This window comes from Undibacterium sp. 14-3-2 (assembly GCF_016595265.1).
GTDB lineage: Bacteria > Pseudomonadota > Gammaproteobacteria > Burkholderiales > Burkholderiaceae_D > Undibacterium > Undibacterium aquatile.
Genome location: NZ_JAENGS010000007.1, coordinates 114,411 through 128,221, shown reverse-complemented (window position 1 = coordinate 128,221; position 13,811 = coordinate 114,411). Strand labels below are relative to the sequence as shown.

Here is a 13,811-nt window from a genome sequence, read left to right as displayed (position 1 = left end):
GGAACGGGCGTTTATCTAATTCAAGCAGCTTAAGCGCGATGAGTCAAAACTTTATCAATTAACCCGTATTCGACAGCGGCGTCAGCCGACATAAAATTATCACGATCAGTGTCTTTGGCAATCTGATCTAAGCTGCGGCCTGTGTTTTCCGCCAGAATGCCATTCAGACGTTCGCGCAAGTACAAAATTTCACGCGCCTGAATCTCAATATCTGAAGCCTGCCCCTGTGCACCACCCAAGGGTTGATGAATCATAATGCGGGAATTCGGTAAAGAGAATCGCTTACCTTTAGCACCTGCCGCCAGCAAAAAAGCCCCCATCGATGCAGCCAGACCGGTACACAATGTCGATACATCTGGCTTAATGAACTGCATGGTGTCGTAGATCGCCATCCCGGCAGAAACGGAGCCACCCGGAGAATTAATGTAGAAAGAAATATCCTTATCTGGATTTTCACTCTCCAAAAACAACAGCTGCGCGACGACCAGATTTGCAGTCTGATCATTCACCGGACCAACCAGAAAAATCACACGCTCTTTCAATAAGCGGGAGTAGATGTCATAGGAACGTTCACCACGCCCACTTTGCTCTACCACCATAGGCACCATGCCCAGCATATTTGTATCCAACGCCGAATTACGGATGATGCCTGTCATGTGATTTTCCTTTTAAAACTTATGCTTGTACGTTATTGCCCATCAACTCATCGAAAGGCAGTGTTTTTTCAGTCACTTTCGACTTACCGAGAACATAGTTAACGACGTTTTCTTCTAATACAAGGGCCTCAACTTCTGCAAGGCGATTACGATCACTGTAGTAGTACTTCACTACTTGTTGCGGATCTTCGTAGCTTTGCGCAAAATCTTCAACCTGAGCTTTGATCTGCTCTGCAGTTGCCTGCAAGTTATTAGCCTTGACCAATTCAGCCAGAATCAGACCCAGACGAACACGGCGTTCGGCTTGTGCGTTGAACATCTCAATCGGGAATGGAACGTCTTTCACGTTCATGCCACGTTGTGCCATATCCTGACGTGTCATTTCAGCCAGACGTTCACTGTCTTGCGCAACCAAAGAAGTCGGAACATCAAATGTCACCGCCTTAACCAAAGCGTCCATCACGCTTTCTTTTGTTTTCGCTTTAACACGGCCTTTAACTTCGCGCTCGAGGTTTTCTTTGATGTCAGTGCGCATTTTTACCAGATCGCCATCTTCAACGCCGAGCATCTTAGCAAATTCAGCATCAACTTCAGGCAAATGCGCCCACTCCAGCTTTGTCAAAGTGATGGTAAATTCTGCAGTTTTACCGGCAACATCTTTGCCATGATAATCTTCTGGGAACGCCAACGGGAACGTTTTAGATTTGCCAACTTTCAAGCCAACAGTGGCTGTCTCAAACTCTGGCAACATGCGACCTTCACCTAACACGAAAGTGAAACCTTCGGCCTTGCCACCCGCAAATTCTACGCCGTCAATTTTACCAACAAAATCAACAGTAACGCGGTCGCCGTTTTGTGCAGACTGATCTGCACCACCGTCACCATGCGCGCCCTGCTCGCCTTTAACGTGGAAATGCACGCGTTGCTTGCGCAGGATATCAATCGTTTTATCGATCTCCGCATCAGTCACATCGGATTTAACCTGCTCAACTTCAGCAGCGGACAAATCGCCGACAACCACTTCAGGGTAGACTTCGAAAGTCGCAGTGAAAGCCAGAGTGCCTTCAGCAACGCCTTCACCTGTTTTTGGCTCAATGTTTGGGTAACCAGCAACACGCAGATTGCTTTCACCAACGGCCGCAGCAAAAGACTGACCAACTTTATCGTTCAGCACTTCTGTTTCAACCTGGTAACCGTATTGAGCGGCAACCATCTTCATTGGCACTTTGCCTGGACGGAAGCCAGGTGCTTTTGCTGTGCGTGCGCGCACCTTCAAACGTTTTTCAACTTCTGATTGCACATCAGCGATCGGGAAGGAAATTGTAAGGCGGCGTTCCAATTTATCTAAAGTTTCGACTGCAGTTGCCATGAAAATCGTCCAAATAGTAAAAATTCTGTGGTGCGAGGAGGGGGACTCGAACCCCCACACCATTGCTGGCGTCAGGACCTAAACCTGGTGCGTCTACCAATTTCGCCATCCTCGCGGGATGAGTTATGTTACTTACCGGCACATCCGACGCGTCCGGCACAAAAGCAAAGGGCGACCCGAACATCAAGCGTCGCCCAAAACTATTAAATAGTGGCATTACAACTCCAACCCGTAATTCTACTGGATTTTGTAAGCCCGTGCCTTATTTTTTTAATGCTTCAAAAAAAACATTTCAGGCAACTCTGCGTCGGTTACCTGAAACACCCCTCGCCTTTCGCTTAAATCGGCTTTTTAACGCGGAACCAGGTTGCATACAATGCCGGTAAAAACAGCAAAGTCAGACCGGTTGCAATGATTAAACCACCCATAATTGCGACGGCCATCGGCCCCCAGAATACCGAGCGCGACAAAGGAATCATCGCCAGCACCGCCGCCGCCGCCGTCAGAATGATAGGCCGGAACCTGCGGACAGCAGACTCCACGATCGCAGTCCAGACATCTGAGCCCTCCTGTATATCCTGCTCAATCTGATCAATCAAAATGACAGAATTACGGATAATCATACCGAACAAAGCAATAACACCCAGTTGAGCAACAAAACCAAATGGTCTTTGCAGCACAAGCAGCGCCAGCGCAGCACCCGCCAACCCGAGTGGTCCAGTCAGAAAAACCAGAATCACACGGGAAAAACTATGCAGCTGCAACATTAACAGCGTGAAAATAATAAACACGACCAACGGTACATTCGCTGCAATCGATTCTTGCGCTTTGCCACTATCCGCTGCGGCACCTGCCAACTCGACTTTATAGCCAGGAGGTAAGGCAGCCTGAATGTCTTTCAACTGCGGCGCTATCTGACTCGATACGGTCGGCCCCTGAATGCCATCAACCACATCAGACTGCACGGTTACCGCCCACTCCCGCCCTTCGCGCCAGACCACACCTGGCTCCCAGACCAGTTTGATCGTCGCGATCTGCGACAGAGGAACCGATTTACCGCTCGCGGTCGGAATGTTCGCGTTGTTCAGCGCATTCACCGTCGAACGTTCATCAACCGGCTGGCGCACCACCATGTCGATCAACTTATTGCCATCGCGGAATTGCCCGACGGTTGTCCCGCTCAGAATCGTATTCGCCGCGCGCATAACGTTTTGCGAGGTCACACCCAATACCCGCAACTTATCCTGATCCAGATCGATACGCACCACTTTTACCGACTCATTCCAGTTGTCGTTCACACCAATCGCATTCGGATTCGCCATCATGACTTGCTTTACCTGATCGGCAATCTCGCGCACCTTCGCCACTTCCAGCCCAGTCACGCGGAATTGCACAGGATAAGGCACCGGTGGTCCGTTCGGCAGCAATTTCACGCGACCGCGTACCTCAGGAAAATCCTTCTTGAAAATATCGACAATTTTCAAGCGCAGCGCCTCTCTTGATTTTAAATCTTTAGGCAAAACAACCAGTTGCGCCACGTTTGTCTGCGGAAAAATCTGATCCAGCGGCAGATAGAAACGTGGACTACCGGTTCCCACATAGCTCGTCACACTGGAAACGCCCTCCTGCTGCCGCACAAAGTTTTCAAATTTCTTGGTCTGCGCTTCTGTTGCCGCAAATGACGAGCCTTCCGGCAACCACAATTCGACCATCAATTCAGGACGATTTGAATCCGGAAAAAATTGCTGCTCAATAAATTTAAAGCCAAATACTCCAAGACCAAACACACCAAGGGTAATGGCTATCGTCAGCTTACGCCATTCAACACACCAATTCACCAACGCGCGGAAACGGTTGTAAAACGGCGAATCAAACAGCTCATGATGGTGGTTATCATTGACGTTATGTGGCTTTACTTTTAACAGCAGATAACCAAGATAAGGTGTAAACAACACTGCGGCCAGCCACGAAATAATCAGTGCCAGCGCATTCACGGAGAACATCGAAAACGTATATTCGCCCGCTGCCGATTTAGCCAGACCGATAGGCAAAAAGCCTGCGGCCGTAATCAAGGTTCCGGTCAGCATCGGCATCGCCGTTGATGTGTAGGCAAAGGTGGCGGCGTCAAAGCGAGAGAAGCCCTCCTCCATTTTGCGCACCATCATTTCTACCGCAATAATCGCATCATCGACCAATAGACCGAGCGCAATAATCAAAGCGCCAAGTGAAATTTTATGCAAATCGATGTCAAAGATACGCATGAACAAGAAGGTAATCGCCAACACCAGAGGAATCGTCAGACCGACGACGAGGCCAGGCCAGATGTCGAGACGGAAAGGTTTGGTATGCAAGCCAAGCGACAGAAAACTGACTGCCAGCACAATGACGACCGCCTCAATCAACGTGTGCAGAAATTCTCCGACCGATTCTTTCACTGCATCAGGCTGATTTGTCACCTGCTCCAGTTGTATGCCCACCGGAAGTTTTGCCTTGATCGTACGGACATCCGCTTGTAAATGCTTGCCCAGCTCAATGATATTGCCGCCTTTTTCCATAGAAATACCAAGGCCGATCACTTCCTTGCCGTTAAAGCGCATTTTGTCTTGCGGTGGATTTTTATACTCACGTTTTACTGTCGCAAAATCTCCAAGGCGGAAAGTGGTGCCGTTTGCTCGCAATTGCAGATTTTCCAGATCCTTCACCTTCATTAAGGCACCTGAAACCCGGACTTGCAAGTTATCCGTAGATGTTGTCAGTACGCCGGTACTTTCAATCCCATTTTGCGAGCCAATCTGAGAAACAATCGCGTCGAAAGAAATACCTAACTGGGAAAATTTCTTTTGAGAGAATTCGATATTCAGTTTTTCATCCTGCACGCCAAACAATTCCACCTTCGACACGGAAGGGATGCGCAAGAACTGTTGACGAACGAAATCAGCATATTCCTTTACTTCTTCATAGGTAAAGCCGTCACCTGACAGCGCAAAAATAGAGCCATAAGTATCGCCAAACTCATCATTAAAGAATGGACCGATCACGCCCGGCGGCAAGGTGCCTTTGATATCGCCGATCTTCTTACGCACCTGATACCAGGATTGCGCCGTTTCTTTCGGTGGCGTGGATTCACGCAACTGCAGAATAATCAGCGTCTCACCTGGCTTGGAATAACTACGGATACGATCAATGTAAGGTGTCTCTTGCAGCTTTTTTTCCAGTTTATCCGTCACCTGGTCGGCCATTTGCAAAGCAGTTGCACCCGGCCACATTGCGCGGACGACCATCGCACGGAAAGTGAATGGCGGATCTTCATCCTGCCCCAGCTTCCCATAACTGAAAATACCGCCAAGCAGCAATACAACGATCAGGTAGCGGATAAGCGGGATATGCTCCAGCGCCCAACCCGACAAATTAAAACTTCTCGAAGAGTTACTCATTTAGAGGCTCCCACCGCAGAAGCTGTCGCTTCCGTCACTGGCGGCTTTGTTGCTGGCGGCTTTATTGCCGGAGACTCAGCTCCCAGAATGCTGACTTTCTGCCCTTGCTTTAACAAATTAACACCAGCAGTCACGACCTGCTGGCCGGAAGAAATCCCACCAGCAATCAACACATCTTCGCCCGATGCGCCAGCCAGTTTCACCGGCACCAGCTTCACCGCACCGCCACTAACGATCCAGACCGCTGTCTGCCCTTTATCCTGAAATAAAGCCGTGGTCGGCAGTTTAAATACTGGCGCGGGATTCGGTGCGACGAAGCTGACATTGGCCGTCATACCGAGGCGCACATCTTTTGCATCCGCGGGCAAACTGACTTTAGCAAGATAAGTACGCGTCACCGCATCCGCGACCGGTGATAATTCACGTAACTTACCCGGCAATGCCAATGTCGGATCAGCCCATAAGCCGACCCTGATATCACTCATCTGCCGTATGGTATTGATTTTGTTTTCCGGAATACCGACCACCACATCCATCTCACCGGTTTGCGCAACACGGACAACCGGCGTTCCGGCAGCAACAACCTGCCCGACTTCTGCGTCAATCCCGGTGACAACGCCATCGACATCAGCAATCAGCGTCGCGTATCCCGCTTGATTACTCTGATTTTTAAAGCCGGCAACTGCCTGCTCGAAACTGGCTTGCGCTGCTTTATAGGCGACCTCTTTGCTATCGAGGATTGCTGCAGCAACGAAATTCTTTGCGCGTAATTCCTGATAGCGTTTTAAATCGGCCTGAGCCAGATCGCGATTACTTTCTGCCGCTGTCAACGCCGCTTTCGCCTGCGTTTGTGCCAGCAGTAAATCCTGAGGATCAAGCTGCATCAGCAATTGCCCACGCTTCACCACCGTTCCCAGCTCAACCTTACGTTGAACAATCTTGCCGCCGACACGAAAGCCCAGACGAGATTCTATTCGTGGGCGCACTTCGCCGGATAATTCAAATGCCACATCAGAAGTGGTATTGGCCGCTGTGACCACACGCACTGGCCGCACGTCCTCTGTTTTCTCAACCGGCTTAGAACAAGCTACCAACAAACTCAACAAGGAAAGCGCAGCAATCGCCCGCGACGAGGACAAACCTGCATGCCGCAGTTTGACGCGATTGGCAACGGGGGACGCGTCAGCGAACACGGGAGTTTTTAGTGTTAACACAAAAGTTTTCCTTTACTATGCGGACTGAATGAGGCGGCTGGTAATGAGATGACATATTCATCATTACCGCAACTAATTGCAACTGATCGCACTGATTTTAAATAAATGACTGGCTGGTTATTTATTATAATTAAGGTCAACCTCTTTGCCAATGACTTTTCGGTCATTAAGGATTTATACCCACTTATGTCCGTTGAACACTACGAAAATTTTCCTGTCGCATCAATCTTACTTCCACCACATTTACGGCCGGCAGTCGAAGTCATTTATGCTTTTGCCCGCAGTGCGGACGATATTGCGGACGAGGGAGATGCCACACCTGAACAGCGCCTTACAGCGCTCAGCACCTATGAGCAGGAGCTCGACTTCATTGAGCAAAACAGCAACAGCACTCAGCCCATGTTCATCGCTCTGGCTGATGTTATCCGACAACACCAACTGCCTCTGCAGGCGTTTCGGGATTTACTTTCGGCATTTAAACAGGACGTGATCACCACCCGCTACGCTGATTTCGGACAGTTGCAAGATTATTGTCGTCGTTCAGCCAATCCGGTTGGTCGGATCATGCTGCATCTGTATCCCGCGGCGACGCCAGAAAACATCCGTGACTCAGATGCGATTTGCTCGGCACTACAGTTGATTAATTTCTGGCAGGATGTCGCGATTGATTGGAAAAAACAGCGCATTTATCTGCCGCAAAGTGACATGCAAACCTTCGGCGTCAGCGAGCAGGATATCGCAAATCAGAATTTGAACGCCGCCTGGCAAGCACTGATGCAATTCCAAACCGCGCGCGCGCGCCAGATGATGCTCTCAGGTAGCGGACTGGTAACACGGCTTCCAGGCCGCATAGGCTGGGAGCTGCGTTTAGTTGTTCAGGGCGGTCTGCGCATCATAGAGAAAATTGAAGCCGTGAATGGCGATGTGTTTCATCATCGGCCAACACTGAAGGCGCAGGATTGGCTACTACTGGGCTGGCGCGCACTGCGAATGCCGTCCAGAAGCTGATTCAGTATCAATAAATACTCCCCCCAGTATGCAAAAGAACCCAATGAATACGCTGAGGTTAGCGAGGTTTCTTCAAAATAGTGGAGGAGTATATAATTTATTACAAAATGAACATCAAGTTACAAAAAATTTCAACATCCATAAATAAGTGCGTAAAGCGCTGACGTATACTAAAACAAAGCCGCATAATGCAACTGGCAAAACGATCCCAGTCCCCACCTCCAGCAACCTTAACAACGCCAGGCTTACTCATGCGAACTTGTATATCGCGAATGTTTTTCCTACTATGCGTTTTCCCACTGAGTGCGTGCACTGTCATTACCATCGCCGATGTCGCTGTCTCCACGACAGTGAAAGTCGGGGGTGCCGTTGTTGGAACGGCAGTCGATGTCACCGCCGCAGGCGTCAAAGCAGTAACCAAGAGCAGCCCTGAAAAATAAACCCAGATTCACTATCACGCCCAGTTGAAACGGAAAGATTATGCCAACCGCGTTCGAGATCGAACAGCACAGACAAGTACAAAGCGCCGCCAAAACTGTATTGCAGCAAATGGCTGGTCTGATTACTGCAGATGACACCGAAAAAAGTATCGCTGAAAAAGCGCACCGGTTACTGCAGGCGCAAGGCTATCCGGATACCTGGTATCACTCTTGTCCGGCACTGGTATTACTCGGCTCACGCAGTTGCGTCTCCGTCTCCGGGCGCGATTATCAACCCAACGAAGAACGTGTCGGTAACGATAATCTGGTGACGATCGATCTGAGTCCGACGCGGGATCGCTTTTGGGGCGACTGCGCCCGTTCATTTCCGATAGAACACGGCAAAGTCACACCAACACCGCAATTAATCGAATTCAGAAATGGTTTGAATTTCCTGAAACAGATGCATCAGCAAATGCAGGCGCTGGTAAGACCTCAGACCACGTTTGGCCAGTTGTTCGAATGGGCCAATATGCGCATACGTCAGAACGGTTTCGTCAATCTCGATTATCGCAACAACGTCGGTCACAGCATCGCTAACGACAAAGATCAGCGCCAGTATATTGATTCCAGCAATGACATCCCTTTGTCGGAAGTTGGTTTTTTCAGCTTTGAACCATTTATCAGGCTCAAGGGAGGAAAATGGGGCTTCAAGCGGGAAGGTATTTTTTATTTTAACGACGCGGGCATGCTGGAAGAACTGTAACCCTGCCATCGCTCGGTGCATCAAACAGTAAAAAAACCCACCATAACCGGTGGGCTTTTTTTATATGAAGCGAATGCTGAAGTCAGTGCGCTCAGACGCAATTCACCACGATGTTGCTTGCGGCGTCCGGCTTGGTAATGTCTGCCACACCGCTCGCATTCTGCACAGTACAGGTCTGTCCTGTCGGTTGCGTTGCCACTGTCACCGCATATGTCATGCCATTGAGCAAACTCCAGCCAAAATTATAAATACCGATCGTGCTGATCGCCAAGGTATCGGCAGTGGATTTTGCTGTCGTCGCATTCGACAGCGTCAATGTATTACCGGCGGTCAAACCATTCACCGTTACCTTGACCGGTACCGCTGGAACGCAGGAAACCGCGACATTGTTGATCGCGTTCGGATATTTATTATCCGCTACGCCGGTGCCATTGGCGACCGTACAATACTGCGCGGCTGGTGGCATTGCCACCGTCACATTGTAACGATACCCACTCACCACATAATTGGTCAGCTGGAATGCGCCATTGGCGGACAAGGACATCGTCTTGTCTGTGGCAACACTGGTGGCTGGATTCACCGTGTTGTTGTTCAAGGTAATCGCGCCACTATCGGCCATGCCGGACAGGGTTCCTGATACAGGCACATTCGGCACACAGGTGACGAGGATGTTATTCAGCGCGCCCTCACCTGTCATTTTTCCCGTGCCATTCGCGACCGTGCAATTCACCAGATTTGGCTGACTATAGACAACGACAGAGTAATTCGCATTGCTCGCCACATTGAATGAAAAAGGCCCATCAGCGGTCAGCGTCCGGGTGAAATTTTGCTCATTCATTAATATCACTGAATTTGCCCCCGTTGTTCCCAGACCCGTGACGGTGCCGCCGACGGAGGTGTAAACGAAGCCACCGCATCCAGCCAGGATAATTCCCAGGCCACCCAAAATTGCCACAAGTTTCGATTTATTCAAGATGTTTGTCCAAATTTAAAGTTTCGAGTCAAAAGCCAGGCTCTTTTGTGCAGAGCGATAATATAATGCGCCCACTATTATACGAGCTGTCGCGTTTTGAGTTAAGAATTCTACAATCTGATTACATTACGATACTTCCGTTCTACATGCAGCATCGCAATCTGAACAGGTTGAGGCATGTTGAAGTTTGTTAGCATAGCAACTCTTATCAACTTTGATCAGCCCAGCGTCAACAACTTTTTTATATTCCAGCATGTCACCAGACGAATATTGCCAACAAAAAGCTGCAGAAAGCGGCTCCAGTTTTTACTACAGCTTCCTGTTCCTGCCAGCAGAAAGACGCCGCGCCATTACTGCGCTCTATGCTTTTTGCCGTGAAGTGGATGATGTCGTCGATGAAAGTACTGACGATATGGTTGCCCGCAGCAAACTAACTTGGTGGCGTAAAGAAATTCAGGCAATGCTGGCGAACGCGCCGACACATCCTGTCACCAGAGCCTTGTTGCCACACATGACGACTTACCAGCTTGAGGGTGCACACCTTATGGCCGTTATTGATGGCATGGAAATGGATTTGAATCAGACCCGCTACCTGGACTTTCCTGCGCTGCAAAAATACTGTTGGCATGTCGCTGGTGTCGTCGGGATTTTATCGGCCAGCATCTTTGGCATTAGCAATCCGCAAACCAAAGTATTCGCAGAGAAACTCGGCCTTGCATTTCAAATGACAAATATCATCCGTGATGTCGGTGAAGATGCGCGCAAGGGCAGAATTTATCTTCCAGTCAATGAACTGCAACAGTTCAAGGTGACGGCAGCCGACATACTGAATGCCAGACATGGCCCTGAATTTGAAGCGCTGATGCAGTTCCAATACGAACGGGCTCAGAAACTCTATGATGAGGCACTGGCAATACTGCCACCAGAAGACCGCCGCGCGCAGCGTACCGGCTTGATTATGGCTGTCATCTACAGAACGCTGCTATCGGAAATTCAGCGCGATGGCTTTCATGTGCTGAGCCAGCGCATCTCGCTGACACCGATACGCAAACTCTGGCTCGCCTGGAAAACCTATATCCGTGGCTGAAATGGCGAAGGTCTCAAAAAAAATTGCTGTGATCGGTGGTGGCTGGGCGGGCTGTGCGGCAGCTGTCACATTGACGCAAAACGGACATCAGGTCAGCCTGTTTGAGTCGGCCAAAACACTCGGTGGCCGCGCGCGCGGCGTCGGGATTAATGGGCTCACGGTTGATAATGGCCAGCATATTCTGCTGGGCGCATATCAGCAGAGTCTGAAATTAATGAAAACCGTCGGTGTTGACCTGAACGCTGCGTTTTTGCGGCTGCCGCTACAAATGATTTACCCTGAGCACGAAGATGGCATGCACTTCATTGCGCCACGACTGCCTGCGCCACTGCATATGCTCGTGGCTCTCTGGAGGACGAAAGGTCTGCGCCGCGAAGACAAGCTGGCACTCGCCAGATTTTCCTCTGCAGCGCGCTGGATGGGCTGGACGCTCAATACCGATTGCACCGTCACAGAATTGCTGCAACGCTTTGATCAGACGGACAGACTGTGCCGCCTGATGTGGAATCCACTTTGCATCGCTGCATTGAATACACCTGCCGGACAGGCGTCGGCGCAGGTGTTTCTGAATGTTCTGCGGGACAGCCTTGGCGCCAGTCGCGCCGCATCCGACATGTTGCTGCCGAGACTGAATCTGTCGGCACTGTTCCCCCAAAAAGCGGTGGAATTCTTACAGCTCCACGGCGCTGATGTGGCATGTTCAAGCGCAATCAAAGCAATCAAAAAAGACGGCGCATCTCAATGGATCATACAGTCCGCGCAGCAAAAAGAGCAGGCATTTGACGGCATCGTTATTGCCACTGATGCCAGCAATGCGCAGCGACTGCTGAGCGATGCGGGCACTGGCATGACATTGCCGCCACTGACATACGAAGCCATCACGAGCTGCTATTTGCAGTATGCGCCAGGAGTAAGCCTGCCGCGCCCCATGTATGCTTTATTGGATGATCCCTCGCAACAGCAATGGGGGCAATATGTATTTGACCGCGGCCAGTTGCATGACGATCAGGGTGGTTTATTTGCAGTCGTGATCAGTTCGCCCGAAGAGCACCAGCAAGATCACCAGTCGCTCGCAAGCGCGATTGCCCGGCAATTGGCTGATAGCTTCCAGCGCCCCGAACTGGCAAGCCCTCTGTGGCATCAGATCATTACTGAAAAAAGAGCCACCTTCAGTTGCACTCCGGCGCTGCAACGCCCATCAAACAGCACAGGCATACCCGGGCTGACATTGGCCGGAGACTATACGCAGGGCGATTACCCGGCGACACTGGAAGGCGCGATCAGCAGTGGCATCCACGCAGCAACCGAGGTCATCAACAGCCTGCGCCAATAATGGCAACTGCGCGCAACAGATCAGCGAGACAAGAACTCAGTTAGCATCATCAATATCGCGGATACGGCTCATTGCTTCATCAATACGATCAACTGCAATGATGGTAAGCCCCTCGATTTTTTGCTTGGGCGCATTCGCTTTCGGAATCATGGCTATCGTAAATCCGAGCTTGGCTGCTTCTTTCAGGCGCTCCTGCCCTCTTGGCGCTGGCCGTATCTCACCGGCCAGACCGACCTCGCCGAACACAACCAGGCTGCGTGGCAAGGGCTTATTTCGCATCGACGAATTAATCGCCAGCAAAACAGCCAGATCAGCTGCAGGTTCTGCAATTTTGACGCCACCTACCGCATTAATAAACACATCCTGATCAAACGCCGCAACACCAGCATGTCGATGCAACACAGCAAGCAACATCGCCAGACGATTTTGCTCCAGACCGACAGATAAACGCTTCGCATTCGGTGCGAAGGAGCTGTCAACCAGCGCCTGTATCTCGACCAACAAGGGTCTGGTTCCCTCTTGCGTCACCATGACACAAGAGCCAGCCACCTGAGACTCATGCTGAGAAAGAAATAATGCCGACGGATTGGATACGCCTTTCAAGCCGCGCTCGGTCATCGCGAACACACCCAGTTCATTCACCGCGCCAAAGCGGTTTTTAATCGCCCTGACCAGACGAAAACTCGAATGTGTATCACCTTCAAAGTACAGCACAGTATCCACAATGTGTTCCAACACGCGCGGTCCCGCCAGGGCGCCCTCTTTCGTCACATGACCTACCAGAATCATGGTGATATTCATGGTTTTTGCGACGCGTGTCAGCTTCGCCGCACATTCACGTACCTGCGCCACCGAGCCCGGCGCCGAACTCAACGCATCAGAATAAATCGTCTGAATCGAATCAATAACTACTACTTCCGGCTTATGATCCGCCAGTGTGTTCAGAATTTTTTCGAGCTGAATCTCCGCCTGCAAAGCCAGCCCATGCGTATCAAGCGCCAGCCGGTTCGCCCTTAAAGCGATCTGCGCGCCAGACTCCTCACCGCTGACATACAGCACTTTCTTTATCTTGGTCAGATTCGACAAGGCTTGTAACAACAGTGTGGATTTTCCGATCCCGGGATCGCCACCGATCAAAACGACGCCACCCGGCACTAAGCCGCCACCCAGGACACGATCAAACTCATCAATACCCGTACCAAAACGTGGCACATCTGACGCTTCAATATCGGAAAGATTCAACACTGGTGCGGTTTGCGCGAGACTTTGGTGTTTCCCCGAAAAACGATTGCCAGCTGCCTCCATGATCGTTTCGACCAAGGTATTCCATTGCCCGCACGAAGGACACTGCCCGGCCCATTTATTGACGATGCCGCCGCACTCCGTGCAGGTGTAATTAGTTTTTGCCTTAGCCATAACTTTTCATTGAAAACGAAATAAACACTGATATTTTACCCAGTATTTTCTGATATACATGCTCTAATTCCGCGATCAGGCGAGATTTTCATGGTATAAAGCTGACCGATAACACTTTGTAACAGGCAAACGACAA

10 protein-coding genes and 1 tRNA gene are annotated in these 13,811 nt (G+C 50.4%); 4 read left to right on the top strand and 7 right to left on the bottom strand.

Translation table 11 applies throughout. From position 1 onward, the window contains the following. Window positions 1-29: 29 nt before the first annotated feature. The 5 genes from clpP to Undi14_RS15515 form a co-directional block, all read right to left on the bottom strand. Window positions 30-656, bottom strand: coding sequence for an ATP-dependent Clp endopeptidase proteolytic subunit ClpP (gene clpP, locus Undi14_RS15535; RefSeq protein WP_304941546.1), 627 nt, complete (start codon window positions 654-656; stop codon window positions 30-32). A 19-nt stretch (window positions 657-675) separates the two neighbouring features. Continuing rightward, window positions 676-2,025: a trigger factor gene (gene tig, locus Undi14_RS15530; protein WP_200181401.1), complete on the bottom strand. Its 1,350-nt coding sequence runs from the start codon at window positions 2,023-2,025 to the stop codon at window positions 676-678. A 28-nt stretch (window positions 2,026-2,053) separates the two neighbouring features. Further along, window positions 2,054-2,140 (bottom strand) — tRNA-Leu (locus tag Undi14_RS15525). Window positions 2,141-2,363: 223 nt separating this feature from the next. Next, entirely contained in the window at window positions 2,364-5,459 is a 3,096-nt protein-coding gene (locus Undi14_RS15520) for an efflux RND transporter permease subunit (RefSeq protein ID WP_200181399.1), read from the bottom strand. Continuing rightward, complete coding sequence (locus Undi14_RS15515) at window positions 5,456-6,673, bottom strand: efflux RND transporter periplasmic adaptor subunit (RefSeq protein ID WP_370589962.1); 1,218 nt, start codon at window positions 6,671-6,673, stop codon at window positions 5,456-5,458. The genes Undi14_RS15520 and Undi14_RS15515 overlap by 4 nt, the downstream gene beginning before the upstream one ends. Before the next feature lie 186 nt (window positions 6,674-6,859). Between Undi14_RS15515 and hpnC the strand changes: the two genes are divergently transcribed. After that, complete coding sequence (gene hpnC / locus Undi14_RS15510; RefSeq protein ID WP_200181397.1) at window positions 6,860-7,681, top strand: squalene synthase HpnC; 822 nt, start codon at window positions 6,860-6,862, stop codon at window positions 7,679-7,681. A 480-nt stretch (window positions 7,682-8,161) separates the two neighbouring features. Beyond that, on the top strand, window positions 8,162-8,866 hold the full coding sequence (locus Undi14_RS15505) for a M24 family metallopeptidase (protein ID WP_200181394.1): 705 nt from the start codon (window positions 8,162-8,164) through the stop codon (window positions 8,864-8,866). Window positions 8,867-8,957: 91 nt separating this feature from the next. Here Undi14_RS15505 and Undi14_RS15500 read toward each other — a convergent pair whose 3' ends face one another. Then, window positions 8,958-9,839 (bottom strand): hypothetical protein, encoded by an 882-nt coding sequence (locus tag Undi14_RS15500; RefSeq protein WP_200181392.1) that lies wholly within the window; start codon window positions 9,837-9,839, stop codon window positions 8,958-8,960. Between the two features lie 253 nt (window positions 9,840-10,092). Between Undi14_RS15500 and hpnD the strand changes: the two genes are divergently transcribed. Together hpnD and hpnE are read left to right on the top strand one after the other, a co-directional pair. After that, entirely contained in the window at window positions 10,093-10,926 is an 834-nt protein-coding gene (gene hpnD / locus Undi14_RS15495; protein WP_200181390.1) for a presqualene diphosphate synthase HpnD, read from the top strand. A 1-nt stretch (window position 10,927) separates the two neighbouring features. Further along, window positions 10,928-12,259 (top strand): hydroxysqualene dehydroxylase HpnE, encoded by a 1,332-nt coding sequence (gene hpnE / locus Undi14_RS15490; RefSeq protein ID WP_200181387.1) that lies wholly within the window; start codon window positions 10,928-10,930, stop codon window positions 12,257-12,259. A 36-nt stretch (window positions 12,260-12,295) separates the two neighbouring features. Here the strand turns inward: hpnE and radA are convergent, their stop codons facing one another. Next, window positions 12,296-13,675, bottom strand: coding sequence for a DNA repair protein RadA (radA, locus tag Undi14_RS15485; RefSeq protein WP_200181386.1), 1,380 nt, complete (start codon window positions 13,673-13,675; stop codon window positions 12,296-12,298). Window positions 13,676-13,811: the final 136 nt, after the last annotated feature.